The sequence below is a fragment of the Streptomyces guryensis genome, from assembly GCF_021261325.1.
Taxonomy (GTDB): domain Bacteria; phylum Actinomycetota; class Actinomycetes; order Streptomycetales; family Streptomycetaceae; genus Streptomyces; species Streptomyces guryensis.
In genome coordinates this window covers 264,376-285,755 of record NZ_JAJSBI010000008.1, presented here as the reverse complement: position 1 = coordinate 285,755, position 21,380 = coordinate 264,376, and the positions used below count along the sequence as shown (strand labels likewise).

The 21,380-nt window shown below is 68.7% G+C and carries 17 protein-coding genes, 1 tRNA gene and 2 pseudogenes; 7 read left to right on the top strand and 13 right to left on the bottom strand.

The annotated features are described in order from the left end of the window. Nucleotides 1–2 precede the first annotated feature (2 nt). The 3 genes from LJ657_RS18800 to LJ657_RS18790 are packed head-to-tail and all read left to right on the top strand — an operon-like array spanning nucleotide 3 to nucleotide 3,927. Nucleotides 3–1,004: a UbiA family prenyltransferase gene (locus tag LJ657_RS18800; protein ID WP_232649775.1), complete on the top strand. Its 1,002-nt coding sequence runs from the start codon at nucleotides 3–5 to the stop codon at nucleotides 1,002–1,004. After that, nucleotides 1,001–2,668, top strand: a complete 1,668-nt coding sequence (locus LJ657_RS18795; RefSeq protein ID WP_232649774.1) for a prenyltransferase/squalene oxidase repeat-containing protein — start codon at nucleotides 1,001–1,003, stop codon at nucleotides 2,666–2,668. The genes LJ657_RS18800 and LJ657_RS18795 overlap by 4 nt, the downstream gene beginning before the upstream one ends. Next, complete coding sequence (locus LJ657_RS18790) at nucleotides 2,665–3,927, top strand: FAD-dependent oxidoreductase (RefSeq protein WP_232649773.1); 1,263 nt, start codon at nucleotides 2,665–2,667, stop codon at nucleotides 3,925–3,927. Before LJ657_RS18795 ends, LJ657_RS18790 begins: the two co-directional genes overlap by 4 nt. A gap of 6 nt (nucleotides 3,928–3,933) precedes the next feature. Here LJ657_RS18790 and LJ657_RS18785 read toward each other — a convergent pair whose 3' ends face one another. Next, a complete protein-coding gene (locus LJ657_RS18785) occupies nucleotides 3,934–4,971 on the bottom strand; it encodes a methyltransferase (RefSeq protein WP_232649772.1) in 1,038 nt (345 codons plus the stop codon). Nucleotides 4,972–5,232: 261 nt separating this feature from the next. Here LJ657_RS18785 and LJ657_RS18780 point away from each other — a divergent pair, with 261 nt between their 5' ends. The 3 genes from LJ657_RS18780 to chvE all read left to right on the top strand — a co-directional run bounded on the left by LJ657_RS18780 (nucleotide 5,233) and on the right by chvE (nucleotide 8,110). Continuing rightward, nucleotides 5,233–6,093 carry a TauD/TfdA dioxygenase family protein gene (locus LJ657_RS18780; protein ID WP_232649771.1) on the top strand — a complete coding sequence of 287 codons (861 nt, stop codon included), beginning with the start codon at nucleotides 5,233–5,235 and terminating at the stop codon, nucleotides 6,091–6,093. Continuing rightward, nucleotides 6,093–6,452, top strand: a complete 360-nt coding sequence (locus LJ657_RS18775) for a tyrosine-type recombinase/integrase (RefSeq protein ID WP_232649770.1) — start codon at nucleotides 6,093–6,095, stop codon at nucleotides 6,450–6,452. Before LJ657_RS18780 ends, LJ657_RS18775 begins: the two co-directional genes overlap by 1 nt. 572 nt (nucleotides 6,453–7,024) lie before the next feature. Next, nucleotides 7,025–8,110, top strand: a complete 1,086-nt coding sequence (chvE, locus tag LJ657_RS18770; protein ID WP_232649769.1) for a multiple monosaccharide ABC transporter substrate-binding protein — start codon at nucleotides 7,025–7,027, stop codon at nucleotides 8,108–8,110. A 559-nt stretch (nucleotides 8,111–8,669) separates the two neighbouring features. Here the strand turns inward: chvE and LJ657_RS18765 are convergent. The 5 genes and pseudogenes from LJ657_RS18765 to LJ657_RS18745 form a co-directional block, all read right to left on the bottom strand. Continuing rightward, nucleotides 8,670–9,116: a PIN domain-containing protein gene (locus LJ657_RS18765; protein WP_232649768.1), complete on the bottom strand. Its 447-nt coding sequence runs from the start codon at nucleotides 9,114–9,116 to the stop codon at nucleotides 8,670–8,672. Further along, nucleotides 9,113–9,355 (bottom strand): type II toxin-antitoxin system Phd/YefM family antitoxin, encoded by a 243-nt coding sequence (locus tag LJ657_RS18760; protein ID WP_232649767.1) that lies wholly within the window; start codon nucleotides 9,353–9,355, stop codon nucleotides 9,113–9,115. Before LJ657_RS18760 ends, LJ657_RS18765 begins: the two co-directional genes overlap by 4 nt. 579 nt (nucleotides 9,356–9,934) lie before the next feature. Further along, nucleotides 9,935–10,432, bottom strand: a pseudogene (locus LJ657_RS18755) (Uma2 family endonuclease); the annotation flags it as partial. After that, nucleotides 10,381–11,673 carry an MFS transporter gene (locus LJ657_RS18750; RefSeq protein ID WP_232649766.1) on the bottom strand — a complete coding sequence of 431 codons (1,293 nt, stop codon included), beginning with the start codon at nucleotides 11,671–11,673 and terminating at the stop codon, nucleotides 10,381–10,383. The gene LJ657_RS18750 and the pseudogene LJ657_RS18755, both read right to left, overlap by 52 nt. Before the next feature lie 52 nt (nucleotides 11,674–11,725). Further along, nucleotides 11,726–12,841, bottom strand: a complete 1,116-nt coding sequence (locus LJ657_RS18745; RefSeq protein WP_232649765.1) for an ArsR/SmtB family transcription factor — start codon at nucleotides 12,839–12,841, stop codon at nucleotides 11,726–11,728. A gap of 242 nt (nucleotides 12,842–13,083) precedes the next feature. Here LJ657_RS18745 and LJ657_RS18740 point away from each other — a divergent pair, with 242 nt between their 5' ends. Continuing rightward, entirely contained in the window at nucleotides 13,084–13,476 is a 393-nt protein-coding gene (locus LJ657_RS18740; protein WP_232649764.1) for a hypothetical protein, read from the top strand. Between the two features lie 277 nt (nucleotides 13,477–13,753). Here the strand turns inward: LJ657_RS18740 and LJ657_RS18735 are convergent. The 7 genes and pseudogenes from LJ657_RS18735 to LJ657_RS18710 form a co-directional block, all read right to left on the bottom strand. Further along, nucleotides 13,754–13,826 (bottom strand) — tRNA-Arg (locus tag LJ657_RS18735). Nucleotides 13,827–14,350: 524 nt separating this feature from the next. Beyond that, a complete protein-coding gene (locus LJ657_RS18730) occupies nucleotides 14,351–15,763 on the bottom strand; it encodes an FAD-dependent oxidoreductase (RefSeq protein ID WP_232649763.1) in 1,413 nt (470 codons plus the stop codon). After that, entirely contained in the window at nucleotides 15,760–16,848 is a 1,089-nt protein-coding gene (locus LJ657_RS18725) for a DUF6545 domain-containing protein (RefSeq protein WP_232649762.1), read from the bottom strand. Before LJ657_RS18725 ends, LJ657_RS18730 begins: the two co-directional genes overlap by 4 nt. A gap of 99 nt (nucleotides 16,849–16,947) precedes the next feature. After that, the gene (locus LJ657_RS18720) at nucleotides 16,948–17,478 is read right to left on the bottom strand and encodes a toxin-antitoxin system, toxin component (protein WP_232649761.1); all 531 of its coding nucleotides are present in this window, start codon (nucleotides 17,476–17,478) and stop codon (nucleotides 16,948–16,950) included. Nucleotides 17,479–17,510: 32 nt separating this feature from the next. Continuing rightward, complete coding sequence (locus LJ657_RS18715) at nucleotides 17,511–18,188, bottom strand: hypothetical protein (RefSeq protein ID WP_232649760.1); 678 nt, start codon at nucleotides 18,186–18,188, stop codon at nucleotides 17,511–17,513. A gap of 860 nt (nucleotides 18,189–19,048) precedes the next feature. Further along, a pseudogene (locus tag LJ657_RS48960) lies at nucleotides 19,049–19,213 on the bottom strand (IS3-like element ISAar24 family transposase); the annotation flags it as partial. Nucleotides 19,214–19,636: 423 nt separating this feature from the next. Further along, entirely contained in the window at nucleotides 19,637–21,307 is a 1,671-nt protein-coding gene (locus LJ657_RS18710) for an IclR family transcriptional regulator domain-containing protein (RefSeq protein ID WP_232649759.1), read from the bottom strand. Between the last annotated feature and the right edge of the window lie 73 nt (nucleotides 21,308–21,380).

Genomic DNA, 21,380 nt, shown 5'->3' with positions numbered 1-21,380 from the left:
TCGTGCCCGGCCGATCGGAGCGGGTCCGCGGGGCCGTCGTCGCCCATGTGCAGACCTGGCGCCCGTACACGACCTGCTATCCCCTCCTGCTCGGCCTCGCCGGAGCGGTGTGGGCCGGGGGCTCCGGCGCGGGCACGCTGCTGGTCGCCGCCGTCGCACCCGCGCTCGGCTGGCTGTCGGGGCACTATCTGGGCGACTGGATGGACCGGGGCCTGGACGCCATCGGCAAACCCCAACGGCCCATCCCCTCGGGCCGCCTGTCCTGCGACGCCGCGCTGACGAGCGGGATCGTGTGTGCGGCGGCCAGCGCGGTCCTCGCGGTGGGTGCCAACTGGCGAATCCTGCCGCTGTTCCTGCTCGCGATGGCGGGGATCGTCGGCTACAGCCGCGTGTTCAAGAAGCGCGGCCTGTCCGGGAACGTGGCCCGCGGTGTCCTGACCGCCCTGGCGATCGTCATCGGCGGGATGATCGCGCAGCCGCTGCCGCCGTGGTCGCTGCTGCCGGTTGCCGCCGGATTCCTCCTGCACGACACCTCGACCAATCTGGTCGGCACCGTACGGGACGTGGACGGCGACCGGGCCGGCGGCTACCGGTCGGTGCCGGTACGGCGGGGGGTGCGGCACGCGGTCCGGCTGGCCCTCGGCCTGTACACGGGTGGGCTCGCGCTGCTGGCCTCGGCCACGGCGGGCACTCCCCGTGACCCCGACGGCTACCACGCGTTCCTGGGCCTGGCCGCGGTGATCGGCGCGATCTCCTTCGTGCCGCTGCTGCGGTCGGGCACGGCGATCGACGCCCGGTCCGCGCTGCGCGCCCACGAAGTCCTGGTCGCCGAACGCCTGGTGCTGGCCGCCGCCGTGCTGGCCGGTGGCCGAGGCCCCGGCACTGCTGCCGCGGTTGTCGTGCCCGTGCTGCTGTTCTCGCTCATCACCCAGAAGCTGATGCGTCCGGGCCACGAAATCCCGCCCGTGCCGGCCGCCCTCCTACGAAAGGACTCTGTGACATGAGCACGCCCCTGCTCGTGGACGAGGTCTCCCAGGCGATCGAAGAGGCCGCCGAAGCGCTGTTCGCCGCGCAGCGGCCGGACGGTGTGTTCGACTACGGGATCTCGTCGCTCGCCACCACGCTCAGCACCGTCGGCGCCGTCAGCGCGCTGCACTTCGCGGATCCGGAGGGCTCGAAGGACTTGATGACCCGGGGCGTCGCGTGGCTGGGTTCCGTCCAGGCCGAGGACGGCGGCTGGAGCATGGTCCCGGGGCAGGAGTCGGAGCCGGGTTCCACGGCGGTCGCCACCGCCGTACTCCAACTGGTAGCGGCCGACACGGAGTCGGACCGGATCAAGGCCGGGCAGGAGTGGATGCGCCGCTACGGCGGGCTGGATGCCGTTCCGCACTTCGAAGTGGTCGCCTGGTGCCGTCAGTTCTACTCCTACGTCGGCTGGATGGACCCGCGGGACATGCGTCGCTTCCCGCTGGAGCTGGCGCTGCTGCCCGGCCTGTACCGGCGTCTGTTCGACCTGCGTGCCCCCATGGTCTCCGCCCTCGCCCTCGCGCAGAGCCGGCACAAGCCGCTCACCGGGTTCCAGCGCCTACTGGCCGGTTGGGCCGAGCCCAACGCGCTGTCCGTGATCCGCCAGGTGTACGAGCACGAGGGCAGTACCGGCGGCTGGTGCGAGGACGCCTGGGTGACCGGCCTGATCGTCGCCGGTCTCGCCCGGGCGGGGCTCGGCCGGGACATGGTCGAGGGCGCGGTGCGCTGGTTCAGGGAGCAGGTCAACGCGGACGGTTCATGGAACTCCGGCCCCCTGGACCTCACCTGGACCATGTACGCGACCCACGGGCTGCTCGCGGCGGGCTACGGCGAGGACCCCCGCCTCGGTCCGGTCAAGTCACTCTTCCTGCGGCTGCAGCAGCACGAGCCGTTCACGGCGTTCGGCTGCCCGCCCGGTTTCTGGGGCTGGTCGGGCACGCGCGGCTGGCCGGCCACGCTGGAGACCGGCGAGATCGTCTCGGCGCTGTGCAGGCTGCCGGGCACCGACCAGGCCGACGCCGTCCGGCGCGGCGTCACCTGGCTCACCCTCCAGCAGGACAGCCGTGGTTCGTGGGGGCTGTGCGTACGCAACACGAAGGTCGCCAACAGCGGCCCGTGCCCGCACATGACCGCGCAGGCCCTGGACGGGCTGCTCGACTCCGGGATCGGCGCCGACGACCGACGGGTCCGCAAGGCGCTGCGCTGGCTGGCCAAGGTCCAGCACCCGGACGGGAGTTGGGAGTCGGTCTGGTACCGGATGCACACCGCGGGGACCTCCGCCGTGCTGCAGACCTTCGTCCGCGCGGGCCTCGGCGACGACCCCGCCGCCGTACGCGCCCGGCAGTGGCTGGAGCGCACACAGCGGGAGGACGGCTCCTGGGGCACCGGCGATCCGGCGGACGCCGGCACGGTCGAGGAGACCGCGTGGGCGCTGTCGGCTCTGCTGGCCGCCGGCGCGGACCCCGGCTCGCTGCTGTCCGCGGTGCGTTGGCTGCTCGCCGCCCGGCTTTCCGACGGCGGCTGGCCGGCCGCGCCGGTCAACGAGTACGTCCGGCACGTGTCCCGCTACGCGATGCCACCCCTCACCCAGGGGCTCGCGCTGCGCGCACTGTCCCGTTTCCGGCAGGGGAGCACCCGGTGAGCCCCGAGGTGGTGGTGTGCGGTGCGGGCGTCGGCGGTCTCGCGACCGCCTGCGCGCTGGGGCGGCTCGGCCTGCGCGTGCTGCTCGTGGACAAGCAGCCGGAGATCCGCCCGGTCGCCAAGGGCGAGGTCTTCCAGCCGGGTTCGCTGCGGGTCCTGCGCACGTGGGGTGTGAGCGACCACCTGGAGAAGGCGGGTGCGCTCCGGCTCGACCGGCTCGTCGCCCGGGACCAGGACGGCACCGCGCGAATGGCGCTGGACTACGGACTGCTGCCCGACGGCGCCAACTGGCTGCTCGCGCACGACTATCCGGCCATCCTGCGGGCGTTCACCGAGGCGCTGCCGCCTTCCGTCGAGGTGCTCCGGGGCGTCGTCGCCGACGGCCTGGTGCGGGGCCCGGCGGGCCGGATCACGGGCGTACGGCTCAAAGAGGGCCGCGAAGTCACGACGGTCGAGGCGCCGTTGGTCATCGCGGCCGACGGAGTCTCGTCCCGGCTGCGGAAGTCGGCCGGCATCGAGTGGGACCGGCGGGAGTATCGGCACCGGCTGGTCGCGATGGAGCTGACCGACGCACCCGGCATCGACTCCGACTTCTCCGCGTACGTCACCGCGCGCGGGCTGCGGCTGCGCTACCCGCTGCCCGGCCGTCGCATCCGCCTGTACGCGCAGGTGGAGCCCGACGAACTGCGTGCGGCGAGCCCCGAGTCGGTCGACCGCTGGGCGGCCGCCCTGGTCCGGGACACCCCGGCGCTCACGCCGTTGGAGGACCGGATACGGGAGGCTGTGCACCGGCGGCAGACGCTACCCGTGTCGCGGGCGCTCGCGCCCCGGCTCACCCTGCCGGGCCTGGCGCTGGTCGGCGACTGCGGGCACATCGTGCACCCGATGGCCGCGCAGGGCATGAACAGCGCGGTCGCCGACGCCGCCTGCCTCGCCGAAGTCCTGGATGCCTGCGGCGAGTTGACAGCCCTGTCGGTGGACCGCGCCCTGTCGGCCTACGGGCAACGGCGGCATGCGGCGCTGACGTTGGTGGGCCGTACCAGCCACAGCGCGGCCCGAATGGTGACGGATCTGTCGTGGCAGGGCAGGCTCCTGGGGCGGCGTGCCCTGCGGTACACGGGCGCCAACGCCCGGATCCGGTACACGGTCATGCACAACATGTCCGGGCTCGGCGCGCATCCGCTCACGCCGTTGGACCGGCTGTACCAGATCGGGCTGCTGCCGGACCCGAGGGCCCGGCAGCAGCCGGCCTGGGCGTAGCCCGTGTCAGGCGGTGCCGTTTCCGGTGGTGGTGTCCTGGCCGGCGCTGTCCTGGGCGCATTCCACGAGCAGCAGCCCGCCGGGCAGGTGCCGGGTGGACAGCACGGCAAGCCCGGCGGCCGCCGCCAGCCGGTGGAAGTCCTCGGCGGTGCGCTCGCGGCCGCCGAGCAGGGTCAGGGACTGCAGGTCGAACGAGGAGTTGTTCTTGGCGTGTTCCTCACCGGCGAGGACCTCCACGATGAGCACCCGGCCGTCCGGTCCCGCCGCCTCGCAGGTGCGGGCGAGGATCCGGGTGGCGTCCTCGTCGTTCCAGTCGGTGAGGACCCGGGAGACCATCAGGACGTCGTAGCCGGTGGGCAGTCGGTCGAAGAAGCTGCCGCCGATGAACCGCGCGCGCCCGGCGAGGCCCGCTTCCTTCAGCGCCTCGTTCGCCTCGGGGGCCACCTCGGGCAGGTCGAGCACCGCGCCTTCCAGGTGCGGCTGCTTGTGCAGGACCTCGCTGAGCAGTGCGCCGATCCCGCCGCCGACGTCGATGACCTTGCGTACCGGCTCCCAGTCGTACTCGGCGGCCAGGGCCGGGCCGGTCTGCCAGGCGTGCCCGGCCATGATGGCGCCGAAGAACACCCGCAGGCGTTCGTCCCGCTGGTAGTCCTTCCAGAACGCGACGCCGTGCACACCGTGGTAGGCGGACTCGCCGGTGCGGATCGAGTGGAGCATGCCGGTGTAGGCGAGGTCCATCTTCGCGCCGGGACCGTCGATGTCCAGCCAGGCCAGCTGCCAGCGGGCGTCCTCGGCGAGCAGGGCCTCGGCGAGCGGGGTGAGGGCGTACCGGTCCTGCTCGGGCCGGTCGAACAAGCCGACGGCGACCAGGTGGTTCAGCAGCCGGGCCAGGGAGTCCTCGTGGGCGTCCGCGGCCCGGGCCAGCCCTGCCAGGTCCGTCGTCCCGCCCTCGATCAGCTGGGGCAGCCGCAGGCTCACCGCGGTGCGTATGGCGAACGGGGTCGCCAGGTCGACGAGCCGGGCGAGTTCAGCGCGGGGGTCCATGGCCATGCGATTCCTTCCCAAAAGGAGAAACGAGCGCCGCCGCAGCAAATGGCGGAACATCGTGATTCTGCCCCCGGAAAATAATTTCAGTCAAGAATTAGGCGACCTTCGCACGTGATGTTCACGCAGCTGCGGAGTCAATTCGAGTTGCCCGAAATCCTGGGAGGCAACGAGAGGCAACGGGAGGCAGCGGGAGGCAACGGGAAGCAACGGGAAGTAATAGGGAACGATGGGAAAGAAAAAGGGAATGGTGATGCGGTGATGTCCAAGGGCACGAGTCGTTTCGAGGTCCGTCCGGTGTCGGGGGCGCTGGGTGCCGAGGTGGTGGGGGTGCCGTTCGGCCGGATGACCGAGGCCGACCACACCGCCGTACGAGAGTTGCTCCTGACACATCTCGTGCTGTTCTTCCCTGATGCGGAGGGACTGGAGCCGGAGGCGCACAAAGAGTTCGGGCGGTGGTTCGGAGAGTTGGAGATCCACCCCTTCCTGCCGAAACTCCCCGGGCACGAGGAACTCGTCGTACTGGATTCGGAGGAGGGCGCCAAAGCCGATGTCTGGCACACCGACGTCACGTTTTCGGCCTCCCCGCCCATCGCGTCGGTCCTGCAGATCGTGGAATGCCCGCCGGTCGGCGGGGACACGATGTGGAGCAATCAGTATCTTGCCTACGAGGCGGTCTCCGAGCCGCTTCGGGACCTGATCTCGGGGCTGACGGCCGTGCACGTCTTCGAGCACCCCGGCACGTCGTACCGGGCCGAGGCGGAGCACCCGGTGGTCCGCACCCACCCCGAGACGGGCCGCAAGTCCCTGTACGTCAACCGGCTCTTCACCCGCCGCATCACCCAACTCGCGCCCGAGGAAAGTGAGTTGCTGCTGCGTTATCTGTTCGAAGTGTCCGAGAGTCCACAGCGGGTGTGCCGTTACCGCTGGCGGGCGGGCGCCATCGCCATGTGGGACAACCGCGCCACCCAGCACTACGCGGTCAACGACTACATGGCCCGCCGGGTCGGCCGCCGGGTGACCATCCTGGGCGACAAGCCGGAGGGTGAGGCGGCGCGTTGGCCGGTCTGGGGGCCGCAGGGGGCGGGTGACAGCGCGGGGGACACGATGACGAAGGGGTAGTGCCCGCTGCGGTGCACTACGCCGCAGCGGACACCGTGCCTCGTGGATCTCCGCCGTCGAGCGGCCACCGTGCCCCCTGGTTCGTCGAGCTGTGCGAGGAGATCGGTCTCCCGCCGGTACGGCTGCTCCACGGCCTGCGCCACGGTGCCGCAACGCCGGCCCACGCGGCGGGGGCCGACCTGAAGGACATCCAGGAGATGCTCAGTCACTCCTCGATCACCATCACGGCTGACACCTGCACGAGTCTGCTTCCCGAGGCGGATCTGGCGATCGCCGAGGCTGCGGCCCGGCTCGGCTCCATCGGAGACCGAAAGCGAACTCCAACCTCTTTCTGCAACCGTTCCGGTTCGCCCCGTTGACACCCCGCATACCCGCCCTTAACGTCACGCCAGCATTCCGAACATATGACGAGATTTCGAACGTTCGAAAGGCGATTGTCCTGTGCATCCCCGGAATCAACACGCGCGTGGCCGGAACGCCGTGGCGCAGCCTGACGTACGTACAGAAACACGCCGGCGACGGGATCGGCGATCTGCGGGACATCGAGGCGCCTGAGTGCCGACTCAAGCAGCGTGCCGGGCCAGCCTGGCCTCAACCACTTGATTTGAGGCCCGCCGGTTGTGGACTCGCCTTGAAACGTGTGCTCCTGGCCCCCGACGACCTCGGCGGCTGCGTGCGGATCCATGAGGGCGCCGAGCTGATCCTCCCGGCCCACGGCTCTGTCTGAAGTTCGGTCCGTCCAGGGCGCCGGGGAATCCACCCGTACGGCACCCCCCTCTGCGGGACCTGCCTCTGGACCCCCGGGGAGCGGGTACGGCGCGTCCGACTCGCTCGGGACTCGCCTGCCTGCCGCCCGCCCGCTCCGCCGCCCCCGTCGACGCCTCATACGCCGTCATCCGCTCAACGACGAGAAGAACAAGGGACGATCACCATGCTCAACCGAAGATCCGCCCTCGCCGGAGCCACCGGTCTCGCCCTCGCCCTGTCCGCCTGTGGCCAGAACAGCGAGAGCAGCTCCGAGCGCAGGTTCGAGCGCGGTACCGTCGGCATCGCCATGCCGACGCGGACCTCCGAACGCTGGCTCACCGACGGCAAGAGCCTCGTCGAAGACCTGAAGGGCGCCGGGTACAAGACCAAGCTCGCCTACGGCGACGACGACCCGCAAGCCCAGGCCTCACAGATCGAGAAGCTGATCAAGCAGGGCGTCGACGCACTGATCATCGCGGCCGTCGACGCCAGGTCGCTGAACGGCGTGCTTCAACAGGCCGCCGATGCGCACATTCCGGTGATCTGCTACGACCGGCTTATCCTCGGCACCAAGAACGTCGACTACTACGTCTCCTTCGACAACGAGATGGTCGGCCTGATCCAGGCCCACTACATCATCAAGAAGCTCGGCCTGGAGGACGGTAGGGGCCCGTTCAACATCGAGCTGTTCGCCGGCTCCCCCGACGACAACAACACCAAATACTTCTTCAAAGGTTCGATGACGCTCCTGCAGCCGTTCCTGGACAGCGCGCAGTTGGTCGTCCCGTCCGGCCAGACCGAACTCAGCAAGATCACCACTCTGCGCTGGGACGGGCCAACCGCGCAAAAGCGCATGAGCGGCCTCCTCGCCAAGTGGTACGGCAGCAAGAAGGTCGACGCGGTCCTGTCGCCGTACGACGGCATCTCCAGGGGCGTCCTGTCCGCGCTGAAGCAGGACGGCTACGGCTCCGTGGGCAAGCCCTTCCCGGTCATCACGGGTCAGGACGCCGAGCTGCCCTCGGTGAAGTCGATCATCGCGGGTCAGCAGTCCCAGACCGTCTTCAAGGACGTCCGCGACCTGGCCCAAGCCGCCGCAGACATGGTCGACGACATACTCACTGGCCGGGTGCCGTGGGTGGACAACAGAGGCGATTACAACAACGGCGTCAAGGACGTGCCCGCCCGCTTGCTGCAGCCGACCGGCATCGACAAGACCAACTACAAACTTCTGATCAACAGCGGCTACTTCACCGCCGACGAGCTCCAATAGCGACACAGCCTCTGTGTGATACGCCTGCACGCCGCTCGCCACGGCACTGCCACCTGACGTGGGTCGGGTGTGTGCTCGGATCTGCCGCACGGGGTGCCCGAGCGCGTCGCCGATGGCGGCCCAATCGCGTTGCCGACGTTGAGGTACCTCAAGTCACCCGCCGTGCCGTTCCCATCAGGTTCCCATCAGGTTCCCATCAGGTTCCCATCTGGGACAAAAGCGACCCCCCGTGACACTCGCGGAGGGTCACTATGTCCCATTAACTGGCACTTTCTCGTGCCCCCGGTGGGATTCGAACCTGCGACTCCCGCTTCAGGAGCATGATCATGCGACAGGCTCGCTCGCTCGGCCCGGGAGTTGAGCCAGTGACTGTTTGCACAGGTCCTCCGTGCCATCCGCTCGACAAGCGCAGCAGTCATCGCCCCAGACTGCCGCAAGATCACACCAACTGAAATGGCGTCCTACTGCAGGCCGGACACCCAAGGGTGATCGAACCCTTGCGAGACGACGCCTGGCGAAGCGGTGAGCGGGAGTCCCGGAGCAGGCAAGGCCGCCGTGACTACAGATCTTCGGGCAGGAGCCGGAATGCCGGGTGGCCGGTCAGGGGTCGGACCGTGCGGAAGTGGTGGTCGGCGGTGAGCAGGGCGTCGGTGCGGTAGGCGGCGGCGAGGGCGACGTTCATGGCGTCGGTGAGGCCGATGTCTTTGCCGCCGTCGGCGTCCGCGTAGCCTTCGGCGACCGCGATCGCCGCGCTCAGGTGAGTGCTGACGGACGGCACCTCGAAGCGTCGGGTTGCGACGTTACGTTCGATGAAGCGCGCCGCGATCAGGGCTTTCTGGGCTCCGGCACGGGTTGAGATCAGGTAGTCCAGTTCGGCCAGGACCATGGGGGAGATGATGAGGTGGCTGGTTGCTGCCAGGGCCTTCTTGTGTTCCTGGTGGCCGGTGAGTTTCGGGTCGAGCAGGCGGTACAGGCCGTTGGTGTCGGCGACGGCGACCAGGCTCACGCGCCCATCCCCTTGAGGGTGTCCTCGATCTCGTCGTCGGTGAGGTCGGGCAGGCCGAGGTCGGGGAGGTCGAGGTCGCCCATGGCGTCGGTCGGGTACGGGGGCACCTCGGTGTCGTTTATCGGGATGACCCGTGCGACGGGGGTGCCGTTCTTGGTGACGGTGACGGTCTCGCCGCGGGCTGCTGCGGCGAGGATCTGGGAGGACTTCTGATTGAACTCACGGGCCGTGGTCTCCATGTAGTACATGTTACTACGTGAGTGATGTGCGTCGGTGGGCACCTCGTGCACATGGGGTACGGGCCTGAAGTGCGCGACGCCGGGCGAGTCGCACCATGGCGATCGAAGCGGTGTGCGCCGCTTTCCCAGGAGGGTTCTCTCGTATACACGGCCAGGTGTTTCCGTCGGCGCCCACCATCGCCGAAGCGGTCTGGCCAGGGCGGAAATGCCATGCAAGTCACGGCGAAACCGCGCGAAACTCCACGGCGCAATCGACGTAAAGCTACCTGATGTTACTCATCGCGCCGTTCCCATCAGGTTCCCATTTGGGACAAAAACGCCCCTCTGTGGCATCCATGGGCGGTTGTTATGTCCAATTACCTGACACTTTGTTGTGCCCCCGGCAGGATTCGAACCTGCGACACCCGCTTTAGGAGTGGGATTGGATCCTTGCCGGATGGTGCCCGGCGCTGCCGCGCGATGTTGTTTCCCCTGGTCAGGAACGCGGGGCGAGCCACTTGATCCGGCTCATGCCGCCCCGTGCCGGACCGTCCGCTCACGCATCGCACACGCGCCGCCAGCTGCTGATCAGCGCGTGGGTCAGATCTGGCCGAGGTCGATCTCCACCGGGAAGGGGGCCGCTGCCTTGAGGACGCCGGTGAACACGTCTCCGTCCCGGTAGGTCTTCGTCGCGGGGTCGAGAACGTAGGTGTACACGAGAGGAACACCTGTCGCGGCCTGCTCGATCCTCCAGTAGAAGCCGATGCCTGCCTTGGCGTACTGGTCGACCTTCACGATCCGGTCGGTGGTCTCCGAGCCCGGCGACACCACCTCCGCGACCAGCAGCACGTGCTCGGGGCGGGTGGGGGTGATGTCGATCGTGTCCGCGCGGTACACGACGACGTCAGGGCGGCGATTGGTGAGCGGGACGTCCTGAAGACGGACGTCGAAGTCCGTGTCGGCGTTCCGCTCCGGGCCTGCGGCGGCATCCAGGGCGTTCGCCAGCATCCGGGCCGGCCGGCTGTGGCGCTTGGAGGCACTCGGACTCACGACGACCATCCCGTCCACGATCTCGATGCCGGCGCACTGCTCCTCGGACCCTTTTCCGGCGCCGCGACGCTTGCCGTGCCGTCGGCCGTGACGAAGGGCTCCTGACCGGGCTGCCGTGCGCCGACGCATGCGAGGGTGAGCGTGGCGGTCGCGGCCAGGACGACAACGGCGGCTCCCGAGAGCAGGAAGGCGTTCTCGACTCCGGCGAGGGTGATGGCGGTCGAGGCCACAAAGGGGGAGATCGCCAGGGCTCCTGCCACCCCGGCCTCCCACAGGCCGAGCGCCTTCGCCAGATGATGGCTCGGTATGCGCTGCTGCACCAGTGCGATCAAGGGAATGTCCGTGAGGGCCGAGGCCAGCCCCGTGGCGGTCAGGAGAACCGTCGCCACAGCAGGGGAGGTGACCGTTCCCAGTGGAGCCCGGAAGATCCCGAGCAGGGCCCACGCCAGCACCGCGGCCGGTGCGAGTCTGCGGATGCGCAGGCCGGCCAGGAGCAGGGCGCCCACCACTTCGGCGACCCCGGCGACGCCGAGCAGCAGGCCGTACTGGCCGCCTTGTCCCACGACCGCGACAAGCCCGACGGTCAGGAAACCGTTGGTCAGGGCGAGGGCGAGCACGAAGGTCACTATGACCACGAGTACGTCGGGAGCGGCCCGCACTGCCCTGAGCCCGGCGCTGAGATCGGCCCACAGCCCCGTCTGACCGCTGGTAGGAGCGGGGCGGGTCACGCGGATGGCGGCGACGGCGGCCGCCGAGCCCAGGAAGGTGAGTCCGTTCACCACCAGCGCCGACTGCAGCGAGCCGAAGGCCAGCAGCGGCGCGAGCACGAGCGGGCCGACGAAGAAGGCGGCCCGGAAGGCGACTTGCAGCAGTCCGTTGGCCTGCTGGAGGCGGTCGTCCGGCACGATCTGCGTGACGATGGCGTTGCGGGCCGGTGCGAACGGGGCGCCGATCAGCGCCAGCAGCGCCGTGGTCGCCACGAGCAGGGGCAGGTTCAGCAGGCCGAGGAAGAGCAGGACCGAAGCCACGGCCACCACGGCGACCCGGGCCAGGTCGGTGGCGATCATCAGCTTCCGGCGGTCGCGGCGGTCGGCGTACGAGGCGACGACGAAGGTGGCCACGAACGCGGGCGCGAACGCGGAGACGCTCACCACGGCGACGGCCGTGGGGTCCTTCGTCAGTGACCAGGCCAGCCAGGCGGTCGCGGCGGTGTACAGGCCGTCGCCGAAGCGTGAGATGCCCTGGCCGGCGAAGAGAAGCAGGAAGTTGCGATCCTTCAGCAGTGACATGCGGCCACTGTCGGGTCCCGTCGGAGGTCTGATCCACTCATTAGGCAGATGGCTAATCAGTCGCCTCGCCCTCGCCGTGCAGGAAGCTTTCCAGGCTCGGGGTAAGGCCCGCCACCTGTCCGGGCGCAAGCCGGTACAGGACGTAATAGCCCTCGCGGCGGCGCTCCAGCAGGCCCGCGTCCGCCAAGACGCGCAGGTGCTTGGACAGGGCGGCCTCGCTGACGCCCACGAGCGGGGCCAACTCCTGCGTGCTGCGCGGGCGTTCGGCGAGCAGCCGCAGGGCGCGCAGTCGGGTGTCGTCGGCGAGCGCGCGGAGCGTGCCGACGAGCCTGGTCGGCGGAATCCTCGGGCGGGCTTCCCGGACGATCGAGGAGACCGGGAAGACGAGCCCGAGGGGCCACGGACCGTCGCAGTTGACGCGTACGTGCGGCCACACATAGGCGCTGGGGGCGAGTACGAGTGTGTCGTCCGGGCCGATGGCGACCTCGTGGTCGTGCGGCCGCTCCAGCCAGAAGCGTTCGGCCTGCGGATCGCTGCGCACCTCCGGCCACAGGCCGCGGAGCATCCCGTACAGGCCGCGCTGCTCGATCTGGTGTCCGGCCTCGCTGATGCCGGCGGCGAGTTCGGGTTCGAGCCGTGCCCATTCCTCCTCGAACGCCTCCCGCCAGTAGCGTTCCAGCATGCTCAGGAACCGTTCGAGCAGCGCGCGGGGGTCGTCGAGGAGCATCGCGGCCATCGGTTCGTCGCTTTCCCGTGCGACTCGCTCCCGCAACAGGCGGCGTATCTCCGGTTCGTCCAGCACGTGCGGATCCCTGCCCTCGCCGCTGCCCGGCCAGGGCGTGAGCAGGGGGACGGCGAACTCCAGGCGGACCAGCTCCGGATCAGCCCCGCGCAGGCCGGCCAGTTCGTCTTCGAACTCCGTCAGTCCGCCGGTCGGCTGCGGAAAGAGGAACTCGGGGAAGTACGAGCGCACCGCGTAGGAGAACGCCTCGATCTCCCTCTTCAGCGCCGGGGACAGCTTGCGCATCGCACGCACCCAGCCGTGCTGGACGGGGTGGTGCTTGGGCTCCACCAGCACATGGAGACTGAGCACGGCTTCCATCGTCGGCGAGTAGGCGAACCCCACCCGCTCCGCACCGCCGGCAGGGACCTGGAACACGATCGTCATGACCCGTCATCCTTGCCTCACGGCATCCGTGACGGGAGTCGCGCCGCGCCGCGTTCTCGGCCTTCGGCCCCCCATGTCGTGAGCGTGTGCAGGACGGCGTCGGCCATGGCGCGTTCACCGCGTTCGGAGATCGACACGAACGACCAGTCGACTACCGGGTACTGGCAGTACTTGTGCGCCTCGCACCATGTCACGAACAACGTCCGCTACGTCCCGTAGCGGGAACTGGAGGAGAAGCCCCGATGATGACCACCATCTTCGTCGCCGCCCCCAAGCCCCGGACGTGGCCGCTGACGCTGGATCAGTTCGCGGCCCGGCTGGGGGAGCGCTGGCCGCAGGCCGAGATCTTCGCGCATCACGCCCCGGTCTCCGACGAGGACTACCTCGACTTTCAGCTGGAGCTGGAGGGCATGACCCGTACCGCCAGCTACTACGACCGCAGCAACCTGATCCTCAGCGATGGGGACCCGGAGTTCTGGGCCGACACCATCGTCTGGTTCCTGGGCCTGCTCCCGGCTGGCGCCGACGCCGTTGCCATGGTCGAGGTGAACCCGGAATACACCGCCCCGATCCCACCAGGGGCCGATGCCGAAACCATCCGCACCCTGCTGGACGGGCTTGCTGAAGCCGAGTAGCCATGGCCCACTCCGTAGATGAGCGGTCTCGTGTGGGCCTTCTCTGCTTCGGGGAGCGTCGCGGCCTGCTCGTAGAGGTAGATCTTCTTCTTTGTGAGCGGATCGCGCCCGACGTAGACGCTCGCTTGGTAGCCGGATCCATTGCGTCGGATGCGGCCTCGTTGAGTGGTCTCGACCTTGGTGTTTGCCATGACGTGGAACCTACTGACGGCTAGTGCCGCGGCTACGACGAACAGCGCGCCTACCTCAGAGAGGTAAACGCGCTGGTCAGACACTGTGCCCCCGGCAGGATTCGAACCTGCGACACCCGCTTTAGGAGAGCGGTGCTCTATCCCCTGAGCTACGAAGGCGGGGGCTTGTAGGAAACCTTGTAGAAAATCCAGGTGCTGGATCTTCGACAAGGAGCACAAGCCCACAGGTCAGACGTGGTGCGACGCCCTCCACAGTGTCCCACGAGCAGACAGCGCAGCGAACCGGCGGCCGACCAAGGACAGAGTAGCGGATGTGCGCCAGCGATCGTCGTTGGTAGAGGGAGCAGGCGGGTGGGGTAACCAGCGTGAGGGTCTCTGACCTGCTCGTCCTGTCGTGACAGCACCAGCACAGGCGCGGACGGGCCGTGAGCTGATTCCGTCTGGGACGGTAGTCGTTCCCAACACCGTCCTCGCCGTCGGCGTAGTTTCCCCTCGATCATCATGTCCTCTTCTCCGAGGACCACGTCACCGGGCAGCCCGTCCAGCGGCTGGCCGGGGCCGGTGGGCGGTTCTCGGTGAGGGTCCGAGGCGCGGCAGGTCGTCGGGAGGTTCAGGACGTTCCTGGTGTGTCGCCGGAGACTTGTGCGGGACCCCCTGGGTGCCTTGGGCGAGGATGATCTTGGTTAGGCGTAGTCGACGGCTTGCCGTTCCTCGACCGTCAGCGGCGGCTGAGTCAGCTCGGACTTCAGCGGGCCGCGCAGGGTCGCGATGAGAATGCTGGAACGAGCCAGTGTCGCGGGGCCGGTCTGCAGCGTCATCACATCGGTGAGGGCGCGTGCCACGCGACCGGTGCCCGTGGCGGTGTAGGTGAGGCGATCCACGAAGCGGGCGGCTACTCGCTCGCTGCGGGATGGGCCGGTCTCGGTGGCGCCGTCGTAGAAGACGTCTGCGCCGGTGGCGAAGGTCCAAGCGGTGTTGACGCGCCGTGCAGCGGCCCGCTGCATGCAGGCCGCGAGGTCGGGGGCGCCCCAGCCGCGTTTCAGGCGGATGGTTTCACGCAGCGCTACGGCGCTTTGTGCCGCCACCGACATGCCGTGCCCGTAAGTCGGGTTGTACGAGGCCAAGGCGTCCCCGAGAACAACGAAGCCGGCCGGCATCGGAGTCCTCTCGTAGTAGCGGCGACGATTCGCCGTCATGCGCGTGACGCGGACAGGCCCGAGCGGTGCCGCTTTGCCGAGCAGTTCGCCGACGATCGGATGGCGCAGGCCGAGGGCGAAGCGCTGGAAGTCCTCGAGGTCGTCGGTGGGTTGGCCGCCGCGGGTGCCGGAGAGGGTGACGAGCCAACGTCCGTGCTCGATGGGCATGATGACCCCGGCCTGGCCGGGGCCGTCAGCGCGAGGATCGGCCTGTACGTTGATGATGGGCCAGGTGTCGGGCAGTCCAGCCGGGGCCTGGTATACACGGCTCGCGTACACCAGCCCGGAGTCCACCTCGCGGGTGGCGACGGGCGGCGCGCCGAGCGCGTCCAACCAGTGGGGGGCGCGCGATCCTCTGCCGCTCGCGTCGATGACCAGATCGGCGTGGAGGGTGCTCTCCTCGCCGTCGTCGGTACGGATGGTGACGCCGGTCACCGCGGCCGCGCTTCCGGTCAGCCCCGTGACGTCGGCGCCCTCCTTCACCTCGATGTGCTCGTTCTTCAGTACCTGGCTGCGGATCACCCAGTCGAGGAGGTCGCGGCTGCAGGTGATGACGTAATGGCTCTCGGGCCAGCGCCGGAACCAACCCTGTGCGCTGTAGGCGACCATCCCGGTCGTCAGCGGGATCCGGCGGGCGCCCGCCATCTCGAGTTGCCTGGCCGTGCCCGCCAATAGGCTTTCAATGGCTTCGGCGCCACCGGACCACAACAGATGGGTGTGGTGGCCCTGCGGCAAGCCGGTGCGGGGTTCGGGCCGTTCCGGCAGCATGTCACGTTCGATCACAACGACCTCTGCCACGGTCGACAGGGCCTGCGCAGCGAGCATGCCGGTGAGGCCGCCGCCGATGACGAGGGCGCGTCGGGGCGGTCTGGCGGGGGTTGGCGTGGAGCCCGCGGTCATGAGATCACGCTTTCTGGGTGGGCAGCGGTCCCGCGGACGGTATCCGCGCCGGGAAGGTTACGCACGGCGCGGGAGATGGAGACGAGGTCGCCGAGGCCACCGGCCGCCGACCTCGATGTCTGCTCAGCCGTGCCGTTGCTGTGGTGGTGCACCCTCGCGACGGCGTCCTTGACAACTGTGGCATCGGCGAGGGCTTTAGCCTCGGCGGGCGATTTCCCGTGGTCGAGGTAGGACTCCATGATCTGGTCGCGCCGGGTGAAGTCGAGGTGGGGCTGGAGGTGGCGCAGGGCGTCACGGATGAACGTCTTGCGGTGGGTCAGGCGCAGCGCGAGGGGGGCGGACCGCCCGAACGCTACGGGGGCCGAAGCGGTGGGAACCTCGTGCAGGACACGCTCCAGGGCGCCGAGGGCCCGGTACTCGCGGCGGGCGGACTGCCGCTGCGACATCCGCTCACCGGCGTGGGGAACGATGAACCCCAGGGCGATCAGCAGGCCGACCAGGCTGGCGATGGGGGGCGCAAGTTGGGTGCTCATCCAGTCGAGATTGCTGTTGCCGTTCCATCGGGCGATGACGGGCACGAACTTGGCGAGGTCGAACGCGAGATTCGCGGCGTAGCCGACACCGAGCAGGATGACGCCGGCGTGCAGCCAGCCCGTACCGCGGACGCGGGGTTCCCAGGTCCACAGCAGAGCCGAGGTGATCAGTACGGCTACGGTGTGCCCGATGAGGTAGAGCACGATCATCTCGCGCGTCCACGGGGTGTTGGCGTAGTAGGTGTCCAGGTCCTGCAATCGCTCGACGTGGTGGTCGCCGAGAGCGAAGCAGATCCACAGGGCGATGACGAGGGTGCCGTAGCAGCCGTACACCCAGCGGGTCGTGCGCCGGATGCCATCGGGGGGCCCACCACGCCACTTCACGATCAGCAGCAGGCAAGAGGCACAGAACCCGGTGAGCAGGCTGTAGACCCAGGGCGCCGAGAAGTTCGTGATGCCGGTCAAGTCGTTCACTGCGGCGATGTTCGACGGCGCTGCGAAGGTGAAGACGCAGCCCCCGAGCAGCAGCAGGCCGGCGACTTGCCGGGTCATGGGGTTGCGTCCGCCTCGCAGAACGGACGGCATCTTGATGCCTAAGCCGATCGCCAGCACCACGGCGATGGACAGGAACGATCGAGTGTGTTCCACAACTCAACCCCACCTGCTGTTATAGCCGAGTGACGCGTTGATGCGGCGTGCGATGTCGTCGAGTGTGCGGGTGGTGCCGGGGAGGGCCAGCCAGGTGTTCAGGCGGCTGCCGAGGAGGAGACCGAACGACTCAGCCGTCACTTCGTCGTGTGTGTCCGAGTGGGATCGTGCAGCTACGTGGCGGACCAGCTCAGGCCAGTCGACCTCACCTCTCAGCGCCGCCCGTGCCGCTACGGCCGCACCGCCGAGGTCGTGTCCGCGGTGCCCGGCGTGCATGTGCCACAACTCGTGACCGACGACGACGAGTTGATGGTCCGGCGCCAGGCTCTCCTCGATCACGATTACGTCCTGCTCCGGAAGTTCCAGCCACAGCCCGGTGGTGCTGGCGATGGTCTCGGGGAAGGGACGTATGGACAGCGTGACCGGCCGGCCTCCCCTGCGGTCGCTCATGGCCTTGCACAGGGCGCTGAAGACGGCCCGAGGCTCCGCCGGGAGGTCGACCGCTTTGGAGACGGCGCCGCTGAGCTCAGCCATCAACCTGCGCTGTTCCTTGACGATGGGCCCCCTCATCGCCCGTCCTCCGGGGTGCCCAGGCGATTCAACTGGAGCTTGACCATGTCCAGATCGCTGGTGATGGACGTGACCATCTTGGCGATGGCTGCAAGCTGTGAGCGTTCGAACCCGTTCGGATTCCGGCTCGTCATATGCATCACGCCAAGCTCTCTGAGCGCTTGCTCCGGATCGACCTCAACTTCCAGGTTGAATCGGCTGATTTGGAGCTCTCGCTTGAGGGCGTCGGCCGGCGGATCAGTGAGGAAGCCGAGTGCGACGCCGTAGTACTTGCACAGAGCATGCCCGACGACGAGGTTCGGCTTCGCCTCCCCGCTGACCAGCTTCCTGGTCCAGGTGGTGGTTTGCCGGATGGCGGCGGCGATGTCGTGGATGTCTCTGGGCTTGCCGTCGGCGTTCGTGTGCGTCCTGTACAGGAAGCGCACACGGTCCCGGACCATGACGTCCGTGTCTGGTTCGGGTGGGGTGCCGCCTGCAAGCAGGGTCTCCACGTCCGACTCGATCACGCCGGCCGCACGGGACAGGCGTGCAACGCCGAGCTCCTTATCGAGGGATTTGCCTGATGCGCGGCACAAATCCGCAATACGGGCCACTGTCTCCGCAAGCGGTGGGTAGGGCTCACTCACAGGTGCTTCCTTGAGGGCAAACGGAACGAGAGTTCCTGCGGCGGTCATGATCGAGGTGTACAGCGACCCGAACCGGATCGCTCACCGTGTTCTTGAGCCGATCCAAGCGGGTGTTGGCGGACCCCTTGGGTGTGTGCACAATCGCGTCTGCAGGCTGGCGGGTCGCAGGAGGGGGTAGCCCCACCGATTGCTCCTGGAGGGTCGGCAATGATTGCCGTTCGAACACTACGCCGCCAGCCTGGTGCGTACAACGATCGTTTCGCCGCAAGCAGCGATCGTTGATTTTTGGCCATGACGCATAGCGGTATCCGGTCAGCGGAACCGGCTCGTTATTGATCAGAAACGGCTTGGGTTCTGGGTCGTTGGGTGGGTGTGCGTGATCTGGTGGGGGGCGCGCGGCATCTGTCGCCGTCGGCGCCCCACACGCCCGCTACGTCCTGGACGAGAACCCACGAGTTCCTGATCGATAAGTGCTCCTCCGTCCAACGCGGTGGTGTGGGGTCGGAATATTTCAACGATCGTTAGTTGGCTGAAAACGATCCTTGGCACGCCGAGTCGGCCCATAGCGCTTACTGAAGCCGATTTCACGAAAGAGGATGTGGCCGAATTTCATCGCCTGATGGCGGGACTCGTCACCACATGCGAGGCGATTGGGGGCCAACGTACATTGGAAGGAGCATGGGACCCGTCTGCCTCCGGCATCTTCGAGCAGTTCGGAGAATCCAGGCAACTGGTCGCGGAAATTTCAAGAACACTCAACAAGACGCGTGGTGGAATCCGCAGGATCGGAGGCAGGGCACGTGAGCGCCTGTGTCACCGTGACGCCAGCAATCGGAGTCATCGCGGGTGTTCTTAGGAGGCAGACCTCGTTGTGGCTGCCCCGGCTCCGCCGCATCGCGGGGCACTTCGCGGCCCGTGCGCGATGACGGCGACCGTACCCAGTTCGCAAAGAGTCGGGGACTCGGTACGGCCGGATGGATGCCGAGGTCAACGGCGGTCTGCTTCTGTTCTTTTCCTGCCCGCACCAACGCGATGGCGCGGGCGCGGAACTCAGCGGGGTAGGCGCGGGGCATGTCCGGCAGCCTTTCGTGAAGGCCGTCAGTCAGCCAGCAGAACTGGAACCTGAGAGGTGGGGCAGGTCAAACTGGAACCTGAGAGGTGGGCAGGGTCAACCTGTCACCCAAACCTGTAGCAGACCCCTTGTCACGGGAAGGGGTCGTGGCTTGACTGCCAGTCTGGACCCACGTACGACACCATCGTTCACGGTCTTCCGGGTGAAGCATTGAGTGTGCGAGGACGCGTTCGAGCCGACAAGAACGTGCCCGGCTTCACGTCTCTACGGGTCACGTTCCGAGCGGTCTCCTGGCCATTCGCTGACCTGGGGCGATGGACTTTTCTGCAAGCCCCACGAAGGCGACGAAGGCGACGAAGGCGGGGTCGTGGCCGTGAAGGCCACAGGCGTGGGCGTACCGGATCTGTTCGGGCGGGGTGTGGGGTCAGGTCGTCGGTACTCGGGTGAAGCGGCCTGCCACGTGGAGGTCCTGCTCGATGCGGGTCGCCGTGGTGCGGAGGTGGGGCAGGATGTCCCGTTCGCACTCCTCGGGCGTGTGGCGGGCCGCGTGCATGGCGACGTTCAGGGCGGCGACCGCTCGGCCCGTGCGGTCGCGGACCGGGACCGCGAGGGAGCGCAGGCCCTCCTCCAGTTCCTCGTCGACCAGGGCATGACCCTGGGACCGGACCTCGGCGAGGAGGCGGGTGAGGGCCTCCGGGTCGGTCAGCGTATGGGGGGTGAGGGGCAGGAGGGGGTGGGGGAGGGGGCGCTCCGCCGGGGGGAGGTCCGACAGCAGCACGCGGCCCATCGAGGTCGCGTATGCCGGGAGCCGCGTCCCCACCGTGATGTTCACGCTCATGATGCGGCTCGTGGCGACCCGGGCCGTGTACTGGATGTCCTCGCCCGACAGTACGGCCAGGGACGTCGACTCTTGGACCCGCTGGGCCAGTTCGGCCATGTGCGGGGCCGCGATCTCCGGGAGGGACGTGCGGGAGAGGGGCGGGAAGCCGAGGGACAGGACGCGGGGGGTCAGGGTGAAGGTGCGGTCCTGTGCGTGGACCAGGCCGAGGTGTTCGTAGGTGATCAGGGCTCGGCGGGCCGTCGCGCGGGCCAGGCCCGTCGCCTTCGCCACCTCTGTCAGGGTCAGGGCGGCGCGGCCCTCGCCGAAGGCCGTCAGGACCGTCAGGCCGCGTGCCAGGGACTCGACGAACTCCCTGCCCAGTTCCTGCTTCGACGCGCCGGTCCAGGTCGCGAGGCCCGAGGGGGCGGCGGACGGCGCGGCGGGCGGTTGCTCGCGCAGGTCGCCCTCCATCGTTCGTACCGCCACCCGCAGCCGGGGGAGCAGGGTGTCGCGCAGGTCCGTCGCGGTGTGGCGGCTGGTGTGGCTCACCACGTTCGCCGCGCAGACGATTCGGCCGGTGTGCGGGTCCCGTACGGGGACGGACACCGCCACCAGGCCCGGTTCGATCAGCTGGTCGTCCAACGCCCAGCCGGCCGCGGTCGATTCGGCCACCCGCTGCTCGAAGTCCTCGTCCGGGGTGGGGTGTTGGACTGGGGGTACCGCAGGGAAGAGCGCATCTTCCCGGTCCGCCGCCCTGCGCTGCCGCCATTCCCGCCAGTCGTTCTTTGTCCACTCCCTCGCGAACAGGGCACCCGGCGCGGTGCGTTCGGCCGGCAGCAGGTCGCCGATGCGGAAGCTCAGGGACATCGCGCGGCGGCGGGTGGCCTGATGGATGAAGCGGATGCCGTCGCGGTCGGCGACCGCCAGGGACACGGATTCGTCCAGTTCGTCGGCGAGTGCGTCGGCGCGTGCGTCCAGCAGGGCGGGCAGGTGCAGGGCGGCGAGGTAGGCGTTGCCCAGTTCCATCAGGCGGGGGGCCAGGATCACGTCACGGCCGTCGAGGCGGACGTACCCCATGCGCGCGAGGGTGGCGGTGATCCGGTCGACCGTGGAGCGGGCGAGGCCCGTGGTCCGTTCCAGGGCGCTCGGGCTCAGCGAACCGCCGGCCTCGGTCAGCCCTCGCAGCACGGCGACCCCACGGATGAGTGGCGCGACCGCCTCGGCCGGTACGACGGAAGAAGCGTCGTCGGTGTCCATCGTGGGCTTCGCGGGCATCGGGTCTCCGGTACGGCGGTCGGGGCACGCCCACCGTAATGCGGAGACCAGGCACCTTCACTCCAGGCTCGTC